The 24,122-nt window shown below is 64.8% G+C and carries 24 protein-coding genes; 9 read left to right on the top strand and 15 right to left on the bottom strand.

What is annotated here, in order from left to right; translation table 11 throughout:
• Window positions 1-17 precede the first annotated feature (17 nt).
• Together AQZ52_RS00830 and AQZ52_RS18345 are read left to right on the top strand one after the other, a co-directional pair.
• Window positions 18-1,451 carry a glutamate synthase subunit beta gene (locus AQZ52_RS00830; protein ID WP_067906069.1) on the top strand — a complete coding sequence of 478 codons (1,434 nt, stop codon included), beginning with the start codon at window positions 18-20 and terminating at the stop codon, window positions 1,449-1,451.
• Between the two features lie 324 nt (window positions 1,452-1,775).
• The gene (locus tag AQZ52_RS18345; protein WP_156424733.1) at window positions 1,776-2,501 is read left to right on the top strand and encodes a hypothetical protein; all 726 of its coding nucleotides are present in this window, start codon (window positions 1,776-1,778) and stop codon (window positions 2,499-2,501) included.
• Window positions 2,502-2,723: 222 nt separating this feature from the next.
• Here AQZ52_RS18345 and AQZ52_RS00825 read toward each other — a convergent pair whose 3' ends face one another.
• Window positions 2,724-3,110, bottom strand: coding sequence for a hypothetical protein (locus AQZ52_RS00825; protein WP_240481396.1), 387 nt, complete (start codon window positions 3,108-3,110; stop codon window positions 2,724-2,726).
• A 296-nt stretch (window positions 3,111-3,406) separates the two neighbouring features.
• A complete protein-coding gene (gene rimO, locus AQZ52_RS00820) occupies window positions 3,407-4,798 on the bottom strand; it encodes a 30S ribosomal protein S12 methylthiotransferase RimO (RefSeq protein ID WP_067906068.1) in 1,392 nt (463 codons plus the stop codon).
• Window positions 4,799-4,854: 56 nt separating this feature from the next.
• Between rimO and AQZ52_RS00815 the strand changes: the two genes are divergently transcribed.
• On the top strand, window positions 4,855-5,355 hold the full coding sequence (locus AQZ52_RS00815) for a hypothetical protein (protein ID WP_067906067.1): 501 nt from the start codon (window positions 4,855-4,857) through the stop codon (window positions 5,353-5,355).
• A gap of 16 nt (window positions 5,356-5,371) precedes the next feature.
• Window positions 5,372-5,734, top strand: coding sequence for a hypothetical protein (locus AQZ52_RS00810; protein ID WP_067906066.1), 363 nt, complete (start codon window positions 5,372-5,374; stop codon window positions 5,732-5,734).
• On the opposite strand, the gene AQZ52_RS00805 is transcribed toward AQZ52_RS00810, so the two are convergent.
• The 6 genes from AQZ52_RS00805 to AQZ52_RS00780 form a co-directional block, all read right to left on the bottom strand.
• Window positions 5,724-6,260 (bottom strand): murein hydrolase activator EnvC family protein, encoded by a 537-nt coding sequence (locus tag AQZ52_RS00805; RefSeq protein WP_067906065.1) that lies wholly within the window; start codon window positions 6,258-6,260, stop codon window positions 5,724-5,726. The genes AQZ52_RS00810 and AQZ52_RS00805 overlap by 11 nt on opposite strands.
• Window positions 6,260-7,540 (bottom strand): serine--tRNA ligase, encoded by a 1,281-nt coding sequence (serS, locus tag AQZ52_RS00800; RefSeq protein ID WP_067906064.1) that lies wholly within the window; start codon window positions 7,538-7,540, stop codon window positions 6,260-6,262. Before serS ends, AQZ52_RS00805 begins: the two co-directional genes overlap by 1 nt.
• Window positions 7,541-7,580: 40 nt before the next feature.
• Window positions 7,581-7,760: a YgaP family membrane protein gene (locus tag AQZ52_RS00795; protein WP_067906063.1), complete on the bottom strand. Its 180-nt coding sequence runs from the start codon at window positions 7,758-7,760 to the stop codon at window positions 7,581-7,583.
• A gap of 93 nt (window positions 7,761-7,853) precedes the next feature.
• Window positions 7,854-8,372, bottom strand: coding sequence for a nuclear transport factor 2 family protein (locus AQZ52_RS00790; RefSeq protein WP_169793699.1), 519 nt, complete (start codon window positions 8,370-8,372; stop codon window positions 7,854-7,856).
• A complete protein-coding gene (locus tag AQZ52_RS00785) occupies window positions 8,369-8,770 on the bottom strand; it encodes a putative quinol monooxygenase (protein WP_067906061.1) in 402 nt (133 codons plus the stop codon). Before AQZ52_RS00785 ends, AQZ52_RS00790 begins: the two co-directional genes overlap by 4 nt.
• Window positions 8,767-10,089, bottom strand: coding sequence for a cytochrome P450 (locus AQZ52_RS00780; RefSeq protein ID WP_067906060.1), 1,323 nt, complete (start codon window positions 10,087-10,089; stop codon window positions 8,767-8,769). Before AQZ52_RS00780 ends, AQZ52_RS00785 begins: the two co-directional genes overlap by 4 nt.
• Before the next feature lie 127 nt (window positions 10,090-10,216).
• On the opposite strand from AQZ52_RS00780, the gene AQZ52_RS00775 reads away from it, so the two are divergent.
• Both AQZ52_RS00775 and AQZ52_RS00770 read left to right on the top strand, forming a co-directional pair.
• Window positions 10,217-10,804: a carboxymuconolactone decarboxylase family protein gene (locus AQZ52_RS00775; protein ID WP_067906059.1), complete on the top strand. Its 588-nt coding sequence runs from the start codon at window positions 10,217-10,219 to the stop codon at window positions 10,802-10,804.
• Entirely contained in the window at window positions 10,801-12,075 is a 1,275-nt protein-coding gene (locus AQZ52_RS00770) for a cytochrome P450 (RefSeq protein WP_067906058.1), read from the top strand. The genes AQZ52_RS00775 and AQZ52_RS00770 overlap by 4 nt, the downstream gene beginning before the upstream one ends.
• 64 nt (window positions 12,076-12,139) lie before the next feature.
• On the opposite strand, the gene AQZ52_RS00765 is transcribed toward AQZ52_RS00770, so the two are convergent.
• The 4 genes from AQZ52_RS00765 to AQZ52_RS00750 are packed head-to-tail and all read right to left on the bottom strand — an operon-like array spanning window position 12,140 to window position 15,214.
• Window positions 12,140-14,026: an outer membrane protein assembly factor BamB family protein gene (locus tag AQZ52_RS00765; RefSeq protein ID WP_067906057.1), complete on the bottom strand. Its 1,887-nt coding sequence runs from the start codon at window positions 14,024-14,026 to the stop codon at window positions 12,140-12,142.
• A 14-nt stretch (window positions 14,027-14,040) separates the two neighbouring features.
• Entirely contained in the window at window positions 14,041-14,337 is a 297-nt protein-coding gene (locus AQZ52_RS00760; RefSeq protein ID WP_067906056.1) for a putative quinol monooxygenase, read from the bottom strand.
• Window positions 14,338-14,359: 22 nt separating this feature from the next.
• The gene (locus AQZ52_RS00755; RefSeq protein WP_067906055.1) at window positions 14,360-14,644 is read right to left on the bottom strand and encodes a putative quinol monooxygenase; all 285 of its coding nucleotides are present in this window, start codon (window positions 14,642-14,644) and stop codon (window positions 14,360-14,362) included.
• Between the two features lie 12 nt (window positions 14,645-14,656).
• Window positions 14,657-15,214, bottom strand: a complete 558-nt coding sequence (locus AQZ52_RS00750; protein WP_067906054.1) for a nuclear transport factor 2 family protein — start codon at window positions 15,212-15,214, stop codon at window positions 14,657-14,659.
• 349 nt (window positions 15,215-15,563) lie between these two features.
• Between AQZ52_RS00750 and AQZ52_RS00745 the strand changes: the two genes are divergently transcribed.
• Together AQZ52_RS00745 and AQZ52_RS00740 are read left to right on the top strand one after the other, a co-directional pair.
• Window positions 15,564-18,062 carry a TonB-dependent receptor gene (locus AQZ52_RS00745; RefSeq protein WP_067909135.1) on the top strand — a complete coding sequence of 833 codons (2,499 nt, stop codon included), beginning with the start codon at window positions 15,564-15,566 and terminating at the stop codon, window positions 18,060-18,062.
• 86 nt (window positions 18,063-18,148) lie between these two features.
• Entirely contained in the window at window positions 18,149-19,492 is a 1,344-nt protein-coding gene (locus tag AQZ52_RS00740) for an aromatic ring-hydroxylating oxygenase subunit alpha (RefSeq protein ID WP_067906053.1), read from the top strand.
• 130 nt (window positions 19,493-19,622) lie between these two features.
• Here AQZ52_RS00740 and AQZ52_RS00735 read toward each other — a convergent pair whose 3' ends face one another.
• The 3 genes from AQZ52_RS00735 to AQZ52_RS00725 form a co-directional block, all read right to left on the bottom strand.
• Window positions 19,623-20,381, bottom strand: coding sequence for an SDR family oxidoreductase (locus AQZ52_RS00735; protein WP_067906052.1), 759 nt, complete (start codon window positions 20,379-20,381; stop codon window positions 19,623-19,625).
• 29 nt (window positions 20,382-20,410) lie between these two features.
• A complete protein-coding gene (locus AQZ52_RS00730; RefSeq protein ID WP_240481395.1) occupies window positions 20,411-21,331 on the bottom strand; it encodes an SDR family oxidoreductase in 921 nt (306 codons plus the stop codon).
• A 156-nt stretch (window positions 21,332-21,487) separates the two neighbouring features.
• The gene (locus AQZ52_RS00725; protein WP_067906050.1) at window positions 21,488-22,147 is read right to left on the bottom strand and encodes a TetR/AcrR family transcriptional regulator; all 660 of its coding nucleotides are present in this window, start codon (window positions 22,145-22,147) and stop codon (window positions 21,488-21,490) included.
• A 304-nt stretch (window positions 22,148-22,451) separates the two neighbouring features.
• On the opposite strand from AQZ52_RS00725, the gene AQZ52_RS00720 reads away from it, so the two are divergent.
• The gene (locus AQZ52_RS00720) at window positions 22,452-24,104 is read left to right on the top strand and encodes a class I adenylate-forming enzyme family protein (RefSeq protein WP_067906049.1); all 1,653 of its coding nucleotides are present in this window, start codon (window positions 22,452-22,454) and stop codon (window positions 24,102-24,104) included.
• Window positions 24,105-24,122: the final 18 nt, after the last annotated feature.

Below are 24,122 nucleotides of genomic sequence, written 5' to 3'. Positions count from 1 at the left end.
GTCAAGGTATCAAGAACATGGGCAAGGCAACCGGCTTCCTCGAAATCGATCGCAAGGATCGCAGCTACGACGCCCCGCAGGAGCGTCTGAAGCACTACCGTGAATTCGTCATCCCGCATGACGACGGCACGCTCAAGGGCCAGGCGGCGCGCTGCATGAACTGCGGCATTCCGTACTGTCACAACGGCTGCCCGGTGAACAACCAGATCCCGGACTGGAACCACCTCGTCTACGAGAACGACTGGCGCACCGCGCTCGACAATCTCCACTCGACGAACAACTTCCCGGAATTCACCGGCCGTATTTGCCCCGCCCCGTGCGAGGCTGCCTGCACACTGAACCTCGTCGACCAGCCCGTCACGATCAAGTCGATCGAATGCTCGATCGTCGACAAGGGTTGGAAGGAAGGCTGGATCGAACCGCAGATCCCATCGCACAAGACGGGCAAGACCGTCGCGGTGGTCGGCTCCGGTCCCGCGGGCCTCGCCTGCGCGCAGCAGCTCGCCCGTGCCGGCCACTCGGTCACCGTGTTCGAAAAGTCTGACCGCGTCGGCGGCCTGCTCCGCTACGGCATCCCCGATTTCAAGCTCGAGAAGCACCTCATCAACCGCCGCCTCGTCCAGATGATGGCCGAAGGTGTCGAGTTCCGCACCTCGGTCGAAGTCGGCGTCACGGTCTCGGTCGCCAGCCTCCTTGAAAACTTCGACAAGGTCGTCCTTGCCGGCGGCGCGGAAGATCCGCGCCCCATCGGTATCCCCGGCTTCGAACTCCCCGGCGTGCGCTACGCCATGGAATTCCTCACCCAGCAGAACAAGCGCGTCGCTGGCGACGATGAAATCCGCGCCGCCCCGCGCGGCTCGCTCCTCGCCACTGGCAAGCACGTCGTTGTCATCGGCGGCGGCGATACCGGGTCTGACTGCGTCGGCACCTCCAACCGCCAGGGCGCGCTCTCGGTCACCCAGCTCGAAATCATGCCGCGCCCGCCCGAAAAGGAAGACAAGGCGCTGACCTGGCCCAACTGGCCGCTCAAGCTGCGCACCTCCTCCAGCCACGAAGAAGGCGTCGAACGCGAATTCGCCGTCCTCACCAAGCGCGTCCTCGGGGAAAACGACGTCTCCGGCCTCGAATGCGTCCGCGTCGAGTGGAACAATGGCAAGATGGAGGAAGTTGAAGGCAGCACCTTCGTCATCCCCGCCGACCTGATCTTCCTCGCCATGGGCTTCACCGGCCCGCGCAAGCAGGGCCTGCTCGAACAGGCCGGCGTGGAACTCGACCCGCGCGGCAACGTCAAGGGCAACACCGCCGACTACCGCACCTCGGTCGACCGCATCTTCGCCTGCGGCGACATGCGCCGTGGCCAGAGCCTCGTCGTCTGGGCCATCCGCGAAGGACGCCAATGCGCCCGCGCCGTGGACGAAGCCCTGATGGGCGTGACCGAACTCCCGCGCTGACCTTCAATCCCTCCCCATTTTTGCGGCACGCACAAATGGGGAGGCGGCCCGCCAAAGGCGGGTCTGAGGGGTAATTCAAGCCACTGAAGAAATGCCTTCGGCGGGCAAGGGCTGTTGCCCTTGCATCCCGTTCGTCGGCGCGTGGCCTTACCCTTCCTCATCCCCCACTCTTTGTCATTCCCGCGACGGTGGGAATCCAGCGCAGCACGCCGCGCCAGCCATCCCGGATTCCCGCCCTGCGGGAATGGCCGGTTGGAAGCTGTTGGCGATGGAAAGGAGCAGGTGCTATAGTATATTGCAACTATAGTGGACCTCCGATTCGTTATGGGTACTCTCATTCGCGGATTATTGGCAGTAATCCTTGAATGGTATGATGTTTTTTGCGACAAATTTATCCGAATCTGTGCTGAGAACAATGCGGACTGGCCTAAAGATATCTCGCCAGTCCTCTTTGAAGATTTTTCTCTGCATAAAGATGGGGTCATCGAAGATGATCCGGCCTGCAAATGGCATGCTCTGCCAGCAAATGGCGGCGTCCGGGTCTTGCCTGAAATCATTGATGGCGCGCTGACTGCGCGCGATAGCGGCGCAGATTTAACTGCCGCCTATCTATCTACAGACCTCAAGGTGCTCGCAGGCCTCGTTAGGGCTGAAGTTTCGTTTTTGAAAGGATATCGTGGCGGTAGTGCAACGATAATATTTACGAAAAATATTACAAAAGACAGATCGGATATATCTTTCATCGTAAATGATGGATCTATTCACCTCGTATTTACAAATACGAAAGTGCAAGTGGGCCTATTTAAGGACCGGGATTTTCTTGTTTTAAAGACATTCTATCTAAAGATGCCACTTCCTCGGGACGGAAGAAAATTTATTATTGGAGCAGATATTAATCACAAAAAATTGCGGATTATTGCTCCTGGTCTCATTTATGCCTGCATTTCGCATGATCGTGTTGAGGAACTTCATGGACCTTACCTGACTATAGAACCGTTCTGGAAAAAAGGACAATGCCGTTCGAGGTTCCATAAGGTCATTGTCAAATAACGAGATAAAAAATGCAAATTATTTCAAAAAATCCAGAGTGAATTGATCTCAAAAAATTATTTCTAAGAATTATTTTGTTTTTACTGTAAAAAAGCTCCTGCGGAATGCAAAGGTACTGGCTTTTGCCCGTCGGAGGCTCTTTTCGTCAGCCGCCTAGCCCCCGCCTGCGGCCTCACCGACACCACTCCGCCGCGAAAAAAAACGGGCAGTAAGCGCGCCGGCCTAGCGCGCCGGGCAGGGGTAGCGTTTGCGGAACAGGTCCGCGATGGCTTGGCCGACGGAAATGCGGGGGCGGTCTGCGGCGGCGTAGGTTTGCATGTGAGCGATCAGGTCGTTGCTGTTGATGCTGCCGTGTTCGGGCGGACAGGCGCTGGGTTTGCCGGCTGCAGCCTCCTGCTTGAGCTGGCGGCGATAGGCCTGTGCGGCGCCGCCTGCTTCTTCCTTGAGCAGGGTCACGTCCGAGGAGAACATGGCCATGATGCCCTTCGCTTGCAGCGCTTCGGCCTTGGCCAGAAAGGTGGCGACGGACATGCTGCCCGGAGCCGCCGCGATCCGGGCAGGCAGGGTGAGCGAGGCGGCGAGAGCCAGGAGGATCAAGCGGTGCTTCATGGATCGCGGCCCTGTTTTCTGCTGTGATCCAGGGGAGGTACTCCCCGCGCGACCTGCCGTCGAGGCTGGGATGGTCCACTTCGGTGCAAGCAGGGATGCGGCGATGCCGCCGGCGCGCGGAATACCGGACGCGCGTGTCCGCGGTAAACCGCTGTCCTACAGGCGGGCGCTTGCGGCATGGTCCTCGGATGGCCCTGCGCTTGCCTCGGTTGTCCAACGATTCCCGCTGCTTCCGGCGCAATCAGGCGGGGTATGCCCGGCCTTTCGAGTGTTCGCTCAGGACTGTGTCAACTGTGTCAACTTAGCGCCGTGATCACCCCGTAGAGGTCGTGCGCGTCGGCGTCTTCGACCAGCACCTCGGCGAAGGCTCCGGCCTTCAGGCCCTCGGGCACGTTGCGCAAGTAGACGGCGCCGTCGATCTCCGGGGCGTCGGCCTGGCTGCGGGCGGTTGCGCCCACGTCACCGTCTTCATCGGGTTCGCCCACTTCGTCGATGATGACCTGCACGGTGCGACCGACTTTGGCGGCGAGCTTGGCGGCGCTGATAGCTTCGGTTTTCGCCATGATCCGGGCGTAGCGCTCTTCCTTGACCGCTTCCGCCACGGGATCGGGCAGGTCGTTCGCGGCGGCGCCCGCCACGGGTTCGAAGCGGAAGGCGCCGACGCGGTCGAGCTGCGCTTCATCGAGCCAGTCGAGGAGGTACTGGAAGTCCGCTTCGGTCTCACCGGGAAAGCCGACGACGAAGCTGGAGCGGATGGTGATGTCTGGGCACACCTCGCGCCAGGCTTTCAGGCGTTCGAGCACTTTGGCCTCGTTGGCGGGGCGCTTCATGGCGCGCAGCACATTGGGGCTGGCGTGCTGGAAGGGGATGTCGAGATAGGGCGTGAGCAGCCCTTCGGCCATCAGCGGGATGACGGCATCGACGTGGGGGTAGGGGTAGACGTAGTGGAGGCGCACCCACGGCGTATGACCGTCCGGCGTGCGCAGCTGCCCGAGTTCGCGGGCAAGGTCGGTCATGTGGGTGCGGACTTCGCGTCCCTTCCACTGCCGCGTTTCGTGGCGCACGTCGACGCCGTAGGCCGAGGTATCCTGGCTGATGACGAGGAGTTCGCGCGTCCCTGCGGCGACGAGCTTTTCGGCTTCGCGCAGCACCGCATCGATGCGGCGGCTGGCGAGTTTGCCGCGCAAGCTGGGGATGATGCAGAAGGCGCAGGCGTGGTTGCAGCCTTCGGAAATCTTGAGGTAGCTGTAATGCCGCGGCGTCAGCTTCACGTCGCCGGGATCAGCCTGCGGGATCAGGTCCACATAGGGGCTGATCGAGGGCGGCGCGGCTTCGTGGACGGCCTCAACCACGGATTCGTACTGGTGCGCGCCCGTCACCGCGAGGACCTGCGGGAACTTCGCGCGGATGGCGTCCGCTTCGTTGCCCATGCACCCCGTCACGATCACGCGGCCGTTTTCGGCGATGGCTTCGCCGATGGCGGCGAGGCTTTCTTCCTTGGCGCTATCGAGGAAGCCGCAGGTGTTGACGAGGACGACGTCCGCGCCCGCATAGTCCGCGCTCATGGCATAGCCATCGGCGCGCAGGCGGGTGAGGATGCGTTCGCTGTCGACGAGCGCCTTGGGGCAGCCGAGGCTGACCATGCCGACTTTGGGGGCTTCCGGGAGAACGATGGGAGTTGTTGCCATGGCGGGGGCGCTTACACGCAATTGGCGGGGTCGTCACCACGCGCTATCGGCAGGCGATGATCATTCGTATCACCAAGGGCAGCGGTGAGGACCATGTGGCGATCGTGCGAGCCGACGGTTCGCGGGCCGAGACGCGCTTTCCCTGGAAAGGGCCCGTGCCGCATGATGCGGTTCATGTGATCGTCGAGCGCGAGCTGGGGCTGGCCGGTGCCTTCTGGGGCCTTGTGGCCGGTGGCCGGCATCCGGAGGAGATTCAGGCCCTCGCCAAGGCTGGTGGGCATGCCAGCGCGAGCCGGGCCGGCATCCCCGAAGCGGGGATTGTCGAGTTGCTGCAGGCGGAGCGGCTGGTCGAATGCTATGAGGCGCTGCTGTGGGGCGGCGGCGGGTCCTTGGCGGATGTGCTCGCGATGGCGGAGCCGTCCTGCGCGGCGAGCCATGTGGCCTGCCCGGCGATCAGCGACGCGCAGCATGATGCCATCGCGCTGGCGCTGGCGGCCCTTGCGGACGAATGGCGCGCGGCACCGCGCGGGGCTACACGGGAGTGGAAGTGGCCGTAATGGAAAGGCGTTTTGCATGGGTCCGGTAAACTGGCTGGCGGTGATGGTGGCGGCTTTGGCGTCGCTCGCGTTCGGCGCTGGTGTGCAGGGACCGGCGGCGCGGCGTCCGGCGCAAGTGCTGCTGGCGGGCGCGCTGCTGCTGCTGACGGCCTCCATGATGGGGCACATGTTCGCGCGGGTGGGCGCGGCGACCCTGAGCGTGAAGCCGTGGCTCTATTTCATGATGTCGGGCGGGCTGGCGCTGGCCTTTGTCGCGCCGGCGCTGGCAATCGGCGAGGCGCGGGCCGGCGCGTCGGCGGGCAAGGTGCTGCGCGGAGCCGGGTTCTGGATCGCCAGCTACCTGCTGATGGGGCTGGTGTTCTGGGCGTTCAAAGCCTGATCGGCAGGTAGAGCGCCGGGTTGCGGGGGCTGGTGCCCTTGCGCAGTTCGAAGTGCAGTCCGGGGCGCTTGGCCTCCCCGCTCTTGCCGATGCGGGCGATGATCTGGCGGGCCTTGACCGTCTGGCCTTCCTTGATCTTGACCTGCCCGAGATAGGCATAGGCCGTCACCCAGCCGCCCGTGTGCTCGATCAGGATGAGCTGACCGAACCGCTCGGGCTCGGTCCCGGCGAAGACGACCTTGCCCGCCGCTGCGGCGTGGACGGTCATCCCGGCGAAGGCGGCAAGATCGATGCCGTTGTTGGGCAGGCCCTTGACGGGCGCGCCGAACTTCGCGGTGACCGCGCCGGACGTGGGCCAGACAAGGCGCGGGGCCCCGGTCTCGCGTTTCGCGGGGGGCTGGGCCGGCGCGGGGGCAGGTTTGCGCGGTGCTGGAGCGCTGCGCTTCGGGAGCAGGTCTTCCGGTTGCGCGTGCGCGGCAAGCCCCGCCGGCAGCAGGAGGAGCGTCGCCGCCAGCCGGAACCGCATCAGCCGAGCGGGACGAGGCGGGAGACGCCGCCCATGTAGGGCTTCAGCACTTCGGGCACGTCCACCGTGCCGTCGCCCTGCTGGTAGTTTTCCAGCACCGCGACGAGCGTGCGGCCCACCGCGAGGCCCGAGCCGTTGAGGGTGTGGACGAATTCGGTGCCCTTCGCGCCCTCAGGCCGGTAGCGCGCGTTCATACGGCGGGCCTGGAAATCGCCGCAGTTCGAGCAGGACGAAATCTCGCGGTAGGCGCCCTGGCCGGGAAGCCAGACTTCAAGATCGTACGTCTTTCGCGCGGTGAAGCCCATGTCGCCCGCGCAGAGCAGCATCTTGCGGTAGGGCAGATCGAGGGCCTGAAGGATCGATTCGGCCGCTGCGGTCATCCGCTCGTGCTCGGCATCGGAATCCTCGGGCCGGGTGATCGAGACGAGCTCCACCTTTTCGAACTGGTGCTGGCGGATGAAGCCGCGCGTGTCGCGCCCCGCCGCGCCCGCTTCGGAGCGGAAGCAGGGGGTGAGCGCGGTCAGCCGCAGGGGGAGCGCGGCGTCCGCCAGGATCTGTCCGAGGACCGAGTTGGTCAGGCTGACTTCGGCAGTGGGGATCAGCCAGCGGCCGTCGGTTGTCTTGAACAGGTCCTCTGCAAACTTGGGCAGCTGGCCGGTGCCGAAGGCGGCCTCGTCCTTCACCATCAGCGGCGGCATGCATTCGGTGTAGCCGTTCTCGCCGGTCTGCCGATCGAGCATGAACTGGGCGAGCGCGCGGTGGAGGCGGGCCATGGCCCCGCGCAGGAAGGTGAAGCGCGCGCCGGCGATCAGCGCCCCGGTCTCGAAATCAAGGCCGAGCGGCGGGCCGAGATCAGCGTGTTCCTGCGGCTGGAAATCGAAGCTGCGGGGCGTGCCCCAGTGGCTCACTTCGACGTTGCCGGCCTCGTCCTCGCCTTCGGGCACATCGGCGGCAGGCAGGTTGGGGTGCGCGGCGAGTGCGGCGTTGAGCTCGGCGGTGAGGCGGCGCTCGTCCTCTTCCAGCGCGGGGAGCGTATTCTTGAGCTCCGCGACTTCGGTTTTCAGCGCTTCAGCGGCGTCCTTGTCGCCCTTGCCCATGGCCATACCGATGGCCTTCGAGGCCTCGTTGCGGCGGGCCTGTGCTTCCTGCATCCGCGTCGCGACATCGCGCCGGGCGGTATCGAGCGCAAGAATCGCCGCTGACTGCGGGGCGACGCCGCGGCGGGCGAGGGCGGTGTCGAACCCTTCCGGGTTCTCGCGGATCAGGCGGATGTCATGCATGGTCCGCGCGCTATGCCGTTTGCGGCGCGCCGGGGCAAGCTCAGGTGTGCAGACCAAGCACGCTGTAGAGCGGGCAGATGCCTGCGAAGGCCGTCACGATCGGTACGATTGCCACCAGCGCAATCGCGGGATGCCCGGCGATGAGGCTGAAGACGATGAGCATGGCGGCGAGCGCCAGACGGATCACGCGGTCGGCATCGCCGATATTGCTCTTGAACATGGGATGGGTCCTCCACTTCGCTTGGGTATGGAGGGGTTATGCGCGTCGGGTGATCGGTGGACATTGATGCGGATCAAGTGGGGAGGGGCGAGATTAAATCGGGCGATATTGCGAATGCCCGCCTTGCAGGATCTCGAGGATCGGCAGCGGGAAGGCCGCGTTCGGATCGAACACCGGCTGCTCCGGGATCGGGTGCGACCAATCGAGGATGTAGTCGCGGCGGGCAATGCGCCATTCGCTTTCGCGCTTCTCGAAGGCATCAAGATAGCGTCCGCCATACATTGTGCCGGCGTAGGTCCCGTCTTCGCCCTGCCGCGCACCGGCCGTGAGGCCGTAGGTTTCAACCTCTGCGTGGGCGGCATCGAGAAGTCGGATCGCGGGCGGGCCGCTGAGGTGCCAGCGCCGCGCGCTGCGGCGTTCGATGGCCATGACCACGGGCACAAAATCGGCCGCGCTGCCCTTGAAGAAGCCATAGTCGATCGCGGCGTCGGGCCAGAAGCAGCTGGCCTGACCCTCCTCGTCGAGCCAATCGAGCGTGCGCGCGTAGCGGGCCAGCACGTCGATGATCGCGTCCTTGGCGAGCAGATCATCGAGCGACGCGGCAGCGGTCATGCGCGGGTGCCCCACCATGCGGGGATGGTGAGGGGGAAGCGCTCCTGCGCGGTCCTGAGGTCGGCGTCGGCATCGGCCGGGAGCGGTGTATCGACCGTGGGCGGCAGGCCCCCGCCCGCGCCCTTGACCGGGTCGACATATTCCAGCCGGATGTCCTCGAGCACGGCGGCGAAATCGTGGCCTTCGTGATGGGGTGACATCTGGTGGCGGTAGAACGTGGCCTTGTCGTCGAACGAGAGCAGGCAATAGTAGAGGTTCGCCGCTTCACCTTTCCAGTATTCATAACGCCTGACGCCCGTTTCGGTGGTCATGGTCTGGTGGACCATGTCGGCCATGATCGCCTCCCACTTTGCCTCGGTGCCGGGCTTGATCCTGATGTGCGCGAGTAGGGTGGTCATGGCGTGGTCTCCGGTTCGAAAGTGCAGTGAAGCGCGAGCGTGCCGAGCATGATGCCCGGCTGGTGGAGGAAAGTGTTGCCCGTCGCGTAGTCCAGCGCGGCGAGCCGGTCGCACAGGCGGTTCCACGCGATGGTCTGTTCGAGCCGCGAGAGGCCCGAGCCGGGGCAGACGCGCGGGCCGGCCGAGAAGGCGAGGTGGCGCGTCACGGCGGCGCGGTCGAGCTTGAGCTCCAGCGGGGCGTCGAATTCGTCGGGGTCGATATTGGCGGCGCCCCAGCGCAGGTGGAGCGTGGAGCCGGCGGGGACAGGAACGCCCTGGAAGACCTCGTCCTGCGAAGTGATGCGGGTGGAGAGCCCTTGCGTCGGCGAACGAAGCCGCATGCCTTCCTCGGTGAACGGGCGGATGAGGGCGCGGTCAGCCTTGAGCTTGGCGAACAGGCCGGGGCGTTCGATCAGGAGCTGGGCCTGTTCGACAAGCGCGTACTGCGTGGTTTCGAGGCCGCCGATGACCATGGCGTAGACGATACCGTCGATCTCGTCGTCGGTGAGCTTGCGGTCGAGCGCCTCGTAGTGGACCTGCGTCAGGAACGAGATCATGTCCTCGCCCGGATTGGCGCGGCGGTGGCGGACGTGGTCCCGCACATAGTCCGAAAAGCCCGCGAGCAAGCGGAACTTCTCGGCGCTCTGATCGGGCGTGAGCACGTTGTTGTGCCCGCAGCCGTGGACATAGGACATGACTTGCGCGTTGCCCCAGATCTCGAGGTCCTTCACATCCTCGAGCGGGAAGCCGAGCACGCTGGCCATCGTCCGCTGGGGCAAAGGCCTCGCGAAATCGGCGACGAAATCGAACCCGTCGCCCGCAATCCAATGGTCGATCAGGGCATCGACATGGCCGGTGATCATGGCTTCGTGGCGCTTTGCGCCAGGGCCGACCCACGGGTCCGTTAGCTGCTGGCGGTGTGCGCGCCACAGCTCGGGGCCCGGGCGCAGCGAGGCGATCGATTTCACCATGGCGTCGATATCGGGCATCGCGCGGACCGAGGCGGGATCGGCCTTGCGCGCCTCCAGCAGGAGCGAAAGCGTGGGGGGATACCGCTCCCAATCGCGGACGACGCGGGCGATATCCTCGTACTTCGAGAGGATGAAGGCGTCGCGGTCCGGGGTCAGGCCCTCGCCGGGCAGGCGCAGCGCCGGCGCTTCGGCGTGGAGAATGGCATAGGCCTCGTACCAGTGCTCGGCAGCACCGGGAGCGAAGAGGTCGACGTCTGCCAGCGCGTGCGGGCACGCCATCGGGCTCAGCTCGTGATTGACGTGGCGCATGGCCCTCTCCCCCGGCTTTATCCAAATCGCCAGTTGTTGTGCAGGGGATGGTGCATGACCAATGCGCGGGCTGCCATGCTCACTTTTGCCAAGACCATAATTGGCAGCGGCTATGGGAGATCATGTCATGACCCGCGTCGCCAAGATTGCGCCCGAGGACTGGGACCCGCGCCTGCGCGCGGCGCTGAAGCCGGAAGACCGCACCGAGATCGAGCAGGGGATGATCCGCTTCCTTGCGCATTGTCCCGATCAGGTGCTGGGGATGATGCAGTTCGCCGGGGCGCTGAAGGTGCACCGCCAGCTGCCGGAGAAGCTGGTCGAGCTGGTGCGGCTGCGCGTCGCCTTCTTCAACCAGTGCCGCAGCTGCATGGCGATCCGCTATACCGATGCTCTGGAAGACGGCGTGACCGAGGACCTCGTCTGCTCGCTGGAGCGGCCGCAGGAGGCCGAGAACCTGACCCCGGCGGAAAAGGCCGCGATCCGCTTCGGCGAGGCGTTTGCTACCGACCATCTGCGCATCGACGAGGCGATGTATGCAAGCCTGCGCGAGCATTTCAGCGAGTCCGAGATTGTCGAACTGGGCATGACCTGCGCCTTCTTCGTGGGATTCGGCCGACTGGCGGCGACGCTGCACATGGTCGAGGAATTGCCCGATGCATTCCGGCGTGAAGGCGTGGTCGCGCCCTGGGGTGAAGAGCGGGTGGTCGTGCGATGAGCGATGGTTCCGAAGAACTGGGCGTCAACCTGTTCGATCCGGCGGTCCAGCAGTGCCCTTATGAGGCCTACCGTCGCTTGCGGGATCAGGCCCCCGCCTATCGCCAGCCGGGGACGAACATCTACGTCGTGACCCGCTACGAGGACGTGCGGCGGGTGCTGCTCGATACCGAGAATTTCCCGAGCAGCCCGAAGACGGCGGGGTTGCAGACGCTCTCGGCCAATGTCGAGCGGCAGAAGAAGGTGGTCGCGCGCTTCAACGAGCGCGGCTGGCTGCCAGAGCCGACCTTGAGCGGGCGCGATGATCCCAACCACAAGCAGATGCGCGCCATGTTCAACGAGGCGTTCAAGCCGAGCCGGATCAAGGAAATCGATCCGCTGGTGGAAACGCTGGCCTACGAGCTGATCGACGGCTTCGTGGCCGACGGACGCTGCGAATGGGTCAGCCAGTTCTGCGTGCCGCTGCCGCTCTACATCATCGGCGAGCAGATGGGCGCGAAGCGCGAGGACATGTGGAAGATCAAGCGGTGGACCGACGCCTTCTTCAAGCGCATCTCGATGATGCTGCCCGAGGAAGACGAGATCGAGATGGTCGACCGCGAGATCGAGGCGCAGCACTATTTCCAGCCGATCTTCGAGCGGTTGCGGGAGAGGCCCGATGACTCGCTGATCAGCGTGCTGGTCAACACCGTGATCGAGGGCTGGGGCCGCCCGCTGAATGACAACGAGCTGCACGCCGAGATGATGGCCGATACTTTCGTCGGCGGCAGCGAGACGACGACAAATGCGCTCGCGGCGGGGATGAAGCTGCTGATCGAGAACAAGGACGTCTGGCACAAGCTGAAGTCCGATCCCGAGCGCTATATGAAGACGTTCGTGGAAGAAGTGGTGCGGCTGGAATCGCCCGTGCAGAGCCTAATGCGGTTCTGCGCGCATGATACCGAGCTGGAGGGCACGGTGATCCCCAAGGGCGCGCTGGTGAACGTGCGCTTTGCCGCAGCGAACCGGGACGAGCGGGCGTTCGAATGCCCCGAAAAGCTCGATCTGGATCGGCCCAAGGCCGGCGCGCACATGGGTTTCGGTTCAGGCACGCATCACTGCCTCGGTGCACCACTCGCACGGCGGGAGCTTGCGTGGGGGTTCCAGGCGGTGGTCGACCGGTTCGAGGACATGCACTTTGCGGACTGTCTGAACGACTTCTCGGTCCACCCGCACTTCCTGCTGCGCAGCCTGAAGGCTCTGCACATCGAGTTCGAAGTGAAGAAGCGCTGAGCGTTCGGAACATGAAAAAGGGGCTGGCGGATCGCTCCACCAGCCCCTTTTTCGTGCCTGCCGCTTACTTCGCCACCTCGAACACCATCAGCGCGTTGCCGGGTGCGTGGCTGTACATGCCGTAGCCCGAGTTCACGAATACCTTGCCCTTCCACACCGCCGCGCCGGGGCCGCTCATCGAGCCGCCCTTGGCGGTCTGGCCGCCAAGCGCAGGCATGGGCTGGGTGGTATCGTACTGCCACAGGACCGCGCCGGTATCGGCGTCATAGGCGCGCAGCATGCCATCGAGGTGGCCGCCGAAGACCACGCCCGGGATACTGGTGACGGCCGCGGAAATGCCCGGATCACAGAACTTGCGGCCCTCGCAGTTGTCCTTGGCCTTGGCCTGCCAGATCACGTTGCCGGTCTTGGCATCGAGCGCATGGAGGCCGGCACCGCGGATCGCCGGATCATAGAGGCGCGCGTCGCCGGTATCAGCCATGTCGTTGATCGGCACGAACACGCGGCTGCCTTCGGCCGACATGCCGAAGTGGACGCCGCCCTGCGTTCCGCCGTGGCCGAGCCGGGTCATCCACCGGACTTTGCCGGTTTCGGGATCGAGGCCCCAGGCCTGCCCGGATTTCTGGCCGATGACGAGCATCTTTGCGCCCGCTCCGGTATCGATCAGCAGCGGCGAGGCGGCGACGTCGTAATCCGGCCCGCCTTCCTTGGGGCACGAGCCAAGGCCCATCATGCAGCCGACATTCCAGGCATCACCGAGGGTGAGCTGCGTGCTCCAGATCCGCTTGCCGGTGGTCGCATCGACCGCGAAGACCGCGTCCGAGCCGTCGTCGGCGGGGGTCGAGTAGTTCTCGCCCGAGCCGAAGTAGACGCGGTTCGTTGCGGCATCATAGGTCGGGCTGTTCCACACCGGCGCGCCTGAGGGGCCGAGGATCGGGGTGCCGTCCGCGGTCTTGCCCTGCGGCACCGGCTGGCCTGCCGTGTATGCGCGCCACTTTTCCGCGCCCGTTGCCGGATCGACCGCGACGACCGAGCCGCGGAAGGTGCAGCAGGGATAGGCCGGGTTGCCCGCCTGCACGACCTCGAGCGAGGAGACGGGGACGTAGAGCAGCCCGCCGCCCAGCGTGGGCGTCCCGGTGATCGTGGCGTCGGCGTGGTCGCTCATGCGGCTCGCCCAGATCTCCTTGCCGGTCAGCGCGTCGAGCACGTGGACCTTGCCGAGGAGATCGCCGAAAGTGAGGCGCTTGGTGGCCGCATCCGCCACGATCGCGGTGCGCACTTCTGCGCTGAGGCGCGTCGTCCACTTGGTGCAGCCGGTGTCCGGATCGAAGGCATAGATGGTGCCGTCCTGGCTGCCGACGAAAAGCGTGCCCCACGCGACGGTAGGCTGTGAGCGGATGTGGGTGGCGGCCGGGTAGGCGAAGGCCCATTTGAGTTTCAGCTTGGGCACATCCGCCTTGGCGAGGCCCGCGATATTCGCGGGGATGAAGCGGCGGTTGTCATGCCCCCAGCCGATATCAGCCGGAATATCGGTCATGTCGAACTTCGCCGCCGCGCCTTTGCAGCGCGGCGGCGGGGCCGGGCGCTGGTAGGAGGCGTAGGGGGTCTTGGTGAGGTACTCGGCGACCTGGATCTTTTCCGCCGGGGTGAGGCTTGCGGCCTGCTGGCGCATCACGCCGTTCGTCAGCGCGGAAACGATGGCATCGGGCGCCAGCATCGCAAGGAAGTTGGGTGAGGGCGCCTTGGGCACGCCGCCGAGGTGGCACATCGCGCAGTGCTGCTCGAACAGCGGTCGGCCGGGCGCGGTCTCGGGATTGATGGTCGGACCCGCGCGGGAATTCATCTCTTCGGTCGATTTGATTCGCGTCGGGGTCGCCGCGTTGAGACCAGCGGCAAGGGCAAGCGCGGCAAGACCCGAAAGGACCGCGAGACGACTGGTTCTGAGCAGCATGGCGAGAGGCCTTTTCAATCAAGCGAACGGTAGAACGCGATTTGCATGTCCTCGGCGAGGCAGGCGAGGATCGGCGGCACGAGCCGGTCGTGAAAATCGATGTGCATGTGCGTTTCGAACGCGGCATCGTCCTTGAAGGTGGCGACGCACTGGAACAGGTCGGGGTCCTCGTCGGACTGGAACAGTTCGTAGACGACGGCGCCCGGCTCGTTCGCGAAGACCAGCTTCTTGAGCTCGGTCTGGAGCGCGATCAGTTCGTCGCGCTTCTCGGGCTTGGTGCGCAGCTGCGCGATGAAACTTTTTCCGGACATGGTGTCAGCCCTATTTGGCGGGTCAGAGATCGTAGAGCAGTTCGCGCGTGTAGGACCCGTCCATACAGGCGATCATCCGCTCGATCAGCGGCTGGTTGTGCGGGTATGCCACGTGCGCCTTGTCCGCTTCCTCGTCGGTGAAGCGTTCGTAGACCGCGAACATGCCCGGTTCGGCAAGCCGGTAGAACTGATAGGCGAGCGTACCCGGCTCGGACGGGGCGAGCGCCTCCATGTCCCTTGCAAGCGCGATGAATTCGGCTTCCTTGTCGGCGCGGATGCGGAAGCGGGAGAGGAAGGAAAAGGCCATCGGATCTTTCTTTCAGGTGCGGTGCGCCGCCTCGTAGGCGGTCCAGCTGGGCAGGCGTTCGGGATAGTCGGCGAGCTTGGGTTCGGCGTAGGCGTGGTTGCGGTCAGGCCTCCCCAGGATGCCGGGATAGGCCTCGACCGGCACGTAGTAGAGGAAGCCGATCACGCGCTCGGCAAACTTCCAGCCGGCGGGCGTCTTGCGGTAGCGATCGTCGTAGCGGATGGCAGCAACCATCATCCGGCCGTGGCGCATCAGTTCGGCATGGCCGGCAACGCGGCCGGTGGCGTTATCCTCGTCGACGAAATCGATCTGGATATCGTGCATCACATGGTGCCCGGGGCCAAGGACCGCGAAGCGGCCATCGAACTGGGCCATGATCGCATCGGGCCCTGCCGCGTGCATCACCCCGTCATGCGAGCGCAGCACGGCATTTTCTGCAAACAGCGCCCGCACGGCATCGATGCGGCGATCATCAATGTCGAAGCTGTAGCGCGCGACGAGCTGGCGGATCTGCGATTCTGCCTCCAGCCGCGCGACACGCGCCTCCAGATCGGCTCCCGGACTGGGCATCCTTCGTGCTTTCTCTCCCGCCGGCCACTTGGTTGCAGCCCTGCTTTGGACCGCATGATAGCCGGACCCGATCTGAAAACAATCATGAATGTATGGAGCCTTGCGCGCAGTCCGGTTGAGCCGGGGCAGGCGGGCAAGCAATGGCGGCGGGTCTCGTTGTTTAGCCCTTTACGCCTGAGGAAACCTTGGCGCGGGCGGCCGCGGCGGCGCCCCGCCGCAGTGGGCGGGGAGGACTGAGCCCTCTCTAAAAAAACATACATGTCTGCTTGCAAAATGCGCGCTCCGGGTTATCCTTGCTGCCACACCGCAACCAGATGATGGGGCAAATGCGGGGCATGAGGAGATGGGGATGGCACTGAGGGACCTTCGCTGGTCGGCTGCATTCGGCGCAATTGCTGCAGCGATGATTTCGGCACCGGCATTCGCGGCAGCGGGCGGCGCAAATGAAGCACCGCCAGCGCAGGCGGCGCAGCCGCAGTCGAGCGCCGAAGAAATGGCGAGCGATCGCCTGAACGAGATCGTGGTGACCGCCACGCGGCGCAGTTCGAACCTGCAGAGCACCCCGGTCGCGGTTTCCGCGGTCGACGCCAACCTGATCCGCCAGTCGAGCCCGCGCGATATCGGTGATCTCGCCGCCTTCGTGCCGAACTTCTCGGCCAACACGATCACCAACTTCAACGCCGCCTCGTTCGCGATGCGCGGCGTCGGTCAGACCTCGATCATCGTCTACTTCGAGCCGCCGGTTGCGGTGCTCGTCGACGATTTCGTGGTGCCTTCGGTGCAGACCCAGCTGCTCGACACCTTCGATGTGTCGCAGGTCGAAGTTCTGCGCGGGCCTCAGGGCACGCTGTTCGGCAAGAACACCACCGGCGGCGCGGTGACGGTCAAGACCAAGCGCCCCGAGCTGGGCAAGATCGGCGTGGACGGCCGCTTCGAGTTCGGTTCGTTCCAGACCCGCAAGCTGCAGCTGGCCGCGAATATCCCGGTTTTCGACAACATGGCTCTGCGCGTTGTCGCCGGGTCGGAAACCTCGGACGGCTACTACCGCAACGGCGCCTGCTACGGCCCGGTCGTCAGCTTCGTGCCGAGCAACTACTCGGGCGTTTCGGGTTGCCTCAACGGCCGCCGTGCAGGCGGCAAGGACGTGACCACGCTGCGTGGCAAGCTGCTGTGGCAGCCGACCAGCCGCCTCAGCATCCTCGCGCAGTATGAATATCTGCGCGATCGTTCCGAGACCGTGCCTTCGGTCAACGAGAACTATGGCTACAAGGGCAATACCCCGTTCCTCACCGATATCCTCAAGGTGATCCGCCAGAACCCGGCGAGCAGTGACCCGCTCGACAACGCGGCCATCTCGTTCCGTCAGGACGGCCTCATCAAGATGAAGGACGGCCAGCGGATCTCGGTCGACGGCTTCTATCTGAATGCCGACTACGATCTCGATTTCGGCAAGCTGACCTCGGTCACCGGCTGGCGCCGCCAGCTCTCGCGCATCCCGAACTCCTATGCGGGTGCAGCGCCGATCGGCAAGGACGGCACGCCGCTCTCGTTCTTCGATGCGACGCGTGACGACAACCGCAAGACCTTCCAGCAGGAACTGCGCTTTGCCACCAACACCGGCACGGCGTTCGATGCGGTGATCGGCGGGTTCTACCAGCGCGAGACCGTGGATTTCTGCGTGGCGCAGATCCTCGGCTTCCTCGATCTTACCGGCGGGCCCCTGCCCTTCGGCAACTGGAACGACACGCCCTACATCCTGTGCAACGCGCAGCGTTCCAGCTCTAAGGCGGTCTTCGCCGAAGGCACCTACAAGATCACTCCGCAGCTCTCGCTGACTGGCGGCTTCCGCTATACCTGGGAAGACAAGACCTGGTATGGCCGCAACCAGGCGTTCATTCCGCAACTGGGCGGCGGGTTCGATCCCTCGATCTCGGTCAACGAAGCGCTCGGCGCGAGCGTGTTCAAGTTCCCGGCGAACGTGATCACGGTCAACAACAAGTCGAACAAGCCGACCTTCCGCGGCACCCTCGGCTATCAGGCGACGCCGGATATCTATGCCTATCTGAACTATTCGCGCGGCTTCAAGAGCGGTGGTTTCAACGACCAGATCGGCGGCTTCGCGGCCTTCGCGAGCGACCTCAATGCCTTCCGCGAAGCGGCGCGCGCAACGCGGCCGGAAACAGCGGATTCGTTTGAGGCCGGCGTGAAGACCGAGCTCTTCGATCACCGCCTGCGCTTCAACCTCACCGGCTTCTACGTGAAGTACAAGGATCTGCAGAAGCAGCTCAACGTGCCGATCGTGGTCAACGGCAACCCGAACCAGGTCACCCTGTTCGTCAACGCGGCAAGCGCCACGGTGAAGGGCATCGAGGCTGAGGCGACCGCGCGCCTGTTCAAGGGCTTCACCCTGCGCGGCGTGCTGGGGTACCAGGACGGCAAGTACAACAAGTACACGGCAGACGGTGCCGGCTATGATCTGGCAAAGGCGCCGCTCGACCGTGCGCCGGAATGGCAGTGGACGATCGATGGCGCCTACGAAGTGCCGCTCGGTTCGAACTACAAGATCATCGCCAATGCCTCGGCAGCTTACACGGCCAAGAACCTCAACACCCAGTCGATCACCGATATCGATGGCAACACGTTCCTCAACAGCCGCACGCTGGTGAACGCGTCGCTCACGCTCTCGCAGGTTGACGACAAGTACTACATCAAGGCGATCGGCCGGAACCTGACCGACGAGCGCTACCGGATCGCTTCGCAGAACGTGGCGGGCCTGTGGCTGAACTCGAACTTCGGCGCACCGCGCTACTATGGCCTCGAAGTGGGTGTGAAGTTCCGCGGTCCCTGATGGCGGCTTCGGGCAGGTGCTAAAGTCTGCGGGTCGCCATGCGGGGAAACTGCATGGCGGCCCGCAATCATGATCGGGAAACGACAATGAACGCCTTGGACCTTTGGGACATTCACACCGGCAAGCGCTTCCCCTTCGATGCGCGCGCGCCGCGGATCGACAACGGCACCGGACGGCCTTCGCCCGACCGCTATGTCAGCCCCGCCTATGCCGCCGAGGAGTGGGACAAGGTCTTCGCGAAGAGCTGGCTTCTGGCAGGACCGGTCTCCGACATTCCCGAACCCGGCGATTTCATGAAGTTCGATATCGGCCCGGAGAGCTTCATCGTGGTGCGCGATGAGGACGGTTCGGTGAAGGCGCATTACAACGTATGCCCGCACCGCGGCAGCCAGCTGGTGACGGCCGATCTGGGCTCGCTGAGCCGCTTCACCTGCCCGTTCCATTCGTGGAAGTTCGCGCTCGACGGCAAGTGCGTCGAGGTCACCGATGCCGAGACCTTCCGCCCGGAAGTGCTGTGCCACGGCACCGATCTCTCCTCGGTGCGCTGCGAAGTGGCTGCGGGCTTCGTGTTCCTTTCGATGGACCAAGACATCAAGCCGCTGGCGGAGTTTCTCGGGCCGGTCCTCGACCAGCTCGAACTCTACGAGATCGACCAGATGTACGTGGTGCAGCACCGCCGGTCGGACTGGGGTTCGAACTGGAAGGGCGGGGTCGATGCCTTTGCCGAGATCTACCACCTCCATGCCGTGCACCCGCAGACGCAGTGCCTGATGGACGACCGCACGCAGATCGACCTGTGGCCGGGCGGGCTCAGCCGCCAGTTCGTGCCGTTTGCCCAGCCGAGCCCGCGCTTCCCCGATCAGGAAAGCGTGAATCCCGGGATCCAAATGATGCTGCGCGATGCGGGCATCGATCCCGAAACCTACGAGGGCAGCGCGCGCGAGACCCGTACGGCGGTGCAGCAGGCGAAGCGCAAGCGCTCGGACGAGCTGGGCCTGCGCTATGAGCGGTTCAGCGACAGCCAGCTTTCGGACTCGGTGGTCTACTCGGTGTTCCCGAACGTGCAGATCGGCTGCCATCCGGAAGCGGTGTTCCTCCACCGCTTCATCCCGCATGCCACCGACCCGAACCAGTTCACCTACGACACGATCATCCTCTACCGCCATGTCGACGCGCCTGGCTATTCGGCGCCCGCGTGGATGGGGATGGGCGAGGACGTCGATCTTTCAGGCCGCACCCGGCCGGACGTGATCCACACCGGGCTGGGCGAACCGCCATGCCTGGGCGAAGTGCTCGATCAGGACAGCGATCTCCTGCCGGTGGTGCAGAAGGGCGCGCGCTCGCGCGGCTTCAAGGGGCCGCTGTGGAGCGAGCAGGAAGGCCGCCTGCGGCACTTCCATGCCGAGCTCGATCGGATGATGGGGGCTTGATCCGCCACGTTGGTTTGTGCCCCTCCGTATCCCCGCCTGCGCGGGGATGACGAGGGGGTACGGGAATGATGAAGTCGCTAAACTTCGTCATTCCCGCGGAGGCAGGAATCAAGAGCGCAATGCGCAGCCCTCAGAACGGCCGGATCGTCAGCCCGTTGTCGATCACCAGTTCGGCACCGGTGATATAGCGGCTCTCATCGCTGGCGAGGAACACGACCAGCGCCGCCACGTCCTTGGGGTGGCCCGCCGAACCGTGCGGAAGCACGCCATCGGGGATCTGGTTGACCTGACCCGGCCGACCTTCAGCCTGCTGGACCATCGGCGTTTCGATCGCGCCGGGGTGGACCGAGTTGCAACGGATCTTGTAGCCTTTGACCTGCGCCATCACGGCGACCGACTTGGTCATCGAGCGCACCGCGCCCTTGGCGGCGGAATAGGCGAAATAGATCGGGTAGCCGAGCAGCGCGCCGACCGAGGACATGTTGATGATCGAGCCGCCGCCGCTCTTGTTCATCAGCGGGATGGCGTGCTTCATGCCGAGGAACACGCCGTCGATCATGATCGAATTGACCCAGCGGAACTTGTCGAGACCGGTATCCTCGACATCGGCGTTGAGCACGACGCCGGCGTTGTTGACCAGCACATGCAGGCCGCCGAACTTCGCCTCGATCGCGGCATAAGTCGCGATCCACTGTTCCTCGCTGGCCACGTCGAGCGCCAGCGCAATGGCGTTGGCTCCGATGCGGTCTGCCACGGCCTGGGCAGCGGCGAGGTTCACATCGGTGACGACGACCTTTGCACCTTCGGCGGCGAGCGCCTCGCAGTCTGCCGCACCCAGTCCCGATCCGCCGCCGGTAACCAGCGCCACCTTGCCTTCAAGCCGGCCCATATTCGCTCTCCTGTTCCTGCCGGCGCGCTTCAGGCCGCGCCGTTGTCCGAAAAATACTCAGGCATGCCAGCTGGCCACACGACGCCCCACTGCGCCTGCCCGCCATCGATGATCATCAGATCGCCGTTGATGAAGCGGCCCGCCGGGCTGGCGAGATAGGCGATGGCCTCGGCAACGTCCCACGCGTTGCCGCGCGTCTTCATCGGGTTGGCATTGTGGAAGCGGGCAAGCGCCTCTTCCGGATACATGCGGAAGCCCTCGGTCTCGATCACGCCGGGGCCGATGCAGTTGACGCGGATATTGTGCGGGGCCCACTCCGTGGCGACCGTCTTCGACAGGTAGATCACGCCCGCTCGCGCCGCACAGGTGTGCGCCGCCTGCGGCATCCCGCGCTCGACATTGGCGACGATGTTGATGACGTGGCCCGGCTTGCCGTCCGCGCGCCAGCGCTTGGCCGCTTCCTGCATCATCCACCAGGTGCCGTTGAGATTGGTGTCGATCACCGCGAGCCAGCCCTTGCGGCTGAAATCGATCGCATCCTGCGGGAACTGGCCGCCCGCGTTGTTGACGAGGGTGTCGAGGCCGCCAAAGTGATCGTGAACCGCGCCGATCAGTGTCTCGACGGCTTCGGGATCGCGGATATTGGCCTCGACGCAGAGGATTTCACGGCCGGTTTCTTCGCGGATCAGCGCGGCAGTACCATCCAGTTTCTCGCGCGTGCGGCCGCAGATGGCGACATTGGCACCCAGCCTGGCGGCCAGGTAAGCGGCCGCCTTGCCCATGCCGCTGCCTGCGCCGGAAATGAGGATCGTGTGCCCGGCAAGCAGGTCATCGCGGAAGATCGTCGCCTGCGTGCGCAGCGCTTCGTCATCGAGCCCCCGCTTGGGCCGGCCGGGATCGCCGGGTTCGGGGCGGAAGATGCGCGGGGCGTGCAAGTCAGGCGCGTTCAACGGTTCATTCCCCATTGTTTTGTTCCTGTCTTGCTAGAACACCCGCGCAGAAAAAACAAACAGGTTTGATTTTGATTTGTGCGCCCGAACCGCCATTTGCGCAAGGTGTACCGGGGCTTGGCGACGTTCCGCGCCGCCTTGCAAACGCGCGAAGGTTCAGGACTTCGGAGCGGGCGCCAGTGTGCGTATCTGGGCTTCGAGATGGCGCAGCATGGGATCGACCTGGGCCTGATCCATGCCCCCCGTTTGCAGCGAGATGGCCATGCCTTCGAGGATCGTCTGCGAGAGGGTCATGGCGAGGGCAAAGTTGGGGGAGCCCAGCCATTCGGGGAACAGGGCTTCGGCTTGCGCGTTGAACTTGGCCCGGAACTCGTCTTGCAGCGGCGAAAGGATCGACGCGAGATCGGCATCGGTGCGTGCCGCGACGGCGAGTTCGTGAAAGGCGATGAACGCGGGCTTCTGAAGCTGGCGCCAATAGGTCTCGACGAGATCGGTGACTTCGTGCTCGGGCCGGTCGGCTGCGCGGCGGAAGGCGCGCAGGCGCTTTTCGTGGAGTTCGGTGATCGCGGCCTTGATCAGCGCCGAACCGTTTTCGAAGTGGTGGACCATGGCCCCGCGCGAAAGGCCGGCTTCTTCGGCGACCTTGGGCGTGGTGGTGTTGGCATAGCCGTGCTTGACCAGGCAGCGCACCGTTGCATCGATCAGGCGGGCGCGGGTCTGGGCCGCCTTGGCGGCCTGCAACGTGCGCGTGCGATCAGCCACCGGGCGGGTAGGCCGAGGGGCGGGCCGCGCCGCCCGCGTACGTGAAAGTGCCATGCCAGTCTTGCCCGAACCATTGGCGCACCACGGCGGGCACGCCATTTTTTCCAACCCATAATGCGTTTTCGCCGCGCGTGAAACCGCCGCTGCTACCGGTCCGGGGACAAGTCCCTCGACCGGCCTGCAGGCGGCGCGTTTGGTGGCCGCGGAAAGCGCTTCGAATCAAGCCCACGGCAGTTGTCTGCCATGCCTTTGTAAGGGGTAGCGCATCGTATGGAAAAAGACAGATATGATTGTCTTTTTCCGTGTGCTGTGTATCTCCGGCCAAGACCAAGAAGAGGCCCAAGGGGCCGGGGGATGCATGACCGACCAGCCGTCACCAGCCGCTGCACCTGCGCTCACCATGGGCGGTATGATCCGCGCCTCGGCGCGAGGCTTCGCAGCCCGCGAAGCCGTGGTCTTTCCGGACCGGCGGATCACCTATGCCGATCTCGATACCGCCGCGCGGGGCTGGGCGGCGGCACTGATCGCGCTGGGTGTGCAGCCGGGCCAGCATGTCGGCCTGTTCATGCCGACTTGCCCGGAGTTCATCGAGGCGTTCTACGGAATCGCGATGGCCGGCGCCGTGGCGGTGCCGATCAACGCGCGGTACCAGTCGCACGAACTGGCCTATCTGACGCGCGATGCCGATCTCGTCGTGCTGGTGACGGCGGGGAAGGTGGCCGAAGGGCTCGACTACCGCGACCGCGTGCGCGCGGCGTTGCCTTCGCTGGCCGGGGCGGATCCGGCGCACGGTCTGCGCCTTGATGAAGCGCCGATGCTCCACACGATCATCTCGCTGGACGCCGAGGGTGCCGACGGGATGCTGCCGGTGGCGGAAGCGCTGGCGCTGGGTGAGGGGACCGAAAGCGAGCTGATCGACCGGCGGATCGATGATGTCGATCCGGAGGACATCGCCATGATCCTCTATACCAGCGGCACCACCGCGAACCCCAAGGGTGCGCTGGTCTCGCACCGCGCGCAGGTGGGCAACAGCCGCAATCTCGGCAAGCGCTACCTCTGCACGGCTGAGGACAAGGTGTGGTCGCCGCTGCCGATCTTCCACATCGCTGGCATCCTGCCGATGACGATGATCCTCGATCTGGGCGGGGTCTACATGACCGTGCCGCACTTCGAGGCAGGGCAGGCGCTGGCCATGCTGGGCGCCGAGGGCGCGACGATCGCCTATCCCAGCTTCGTCACGATCATGCAGGACCTGATCAACCACCCCACCTTCAAGACGACCGATCTTTCGAAGCTGCGCGTAATGAATTCGAATTTCGCGGTGCAGCCGGCGTGGATCAAGGACGCGGTGGTGGCCGCGATGCCGCACACCATTCAGGTCGGGACTTATGGCCTGACCGAAGCGGCGGGGACGGTCTCGACCAGTCGTCTGGACGACAGCTTCGAGGTGCGCACCGGCCGCTGCGGCTTCCCGCTCGAGGATTGGGACATGCGCATCGTCGATCCCGAAACCGGGCGTGACTGCGGACCGGACGAGCGCGGCGAGATCGTGCTGCGCGGCCCGCATATGCTGAAGGGCTACTACAACGCGCCCGAGAAGACCGCTGAGGCGATCCGCGATGGCTGGTTCTACACCGGCGATATCGGCTCGGTCGATGCGGGCGGCAACGTGATGTTCCACGGCCGCACCAAGGACATGCTCAAGGTGGGCGGCGAGAACGTTGCGGCGGCGGAAATCGAAGCCATGCTGCAGACCCATCCGGCGGTGAAGCTGGCGCAAGTCGTCGGCATTCCGGATGCGCGCTATGTCGAGGTGGCGGCGGCATTTGTCGAGCTGGCGGAAGGGTCTTCTGCGGGCGAGGCTGAGCTTATCGCGCATTGCAAGGGCAAGCTGGCGGGCTTCAAGATCCCGCGCCATGTGCGGGTTGTCAGCGAGTGGCCGATGTCGACCTCGAAGATCCAGAAGTTCAAGCTGCGCGCGGAGTTGATCGCGGAACTGGGGCTGGGGTGAACGCCGGGGCGGTTGCTG

Source organism: Novosphingobium fuchskuhlense (genome assembly GCF_001519075.1).
Classification (GTDB): Bacteria; Pseudomonadota; Alphaproteobacteria; order Sphingomonadales; family Sphingomonadaceae; genus Novosphingobium; species Novosphingobium fuchskuhlense.
Note: the sequence above shows the minus strand (reverse complement) of the source record. Positions and strands in the feature narration are given on the sequence as shown.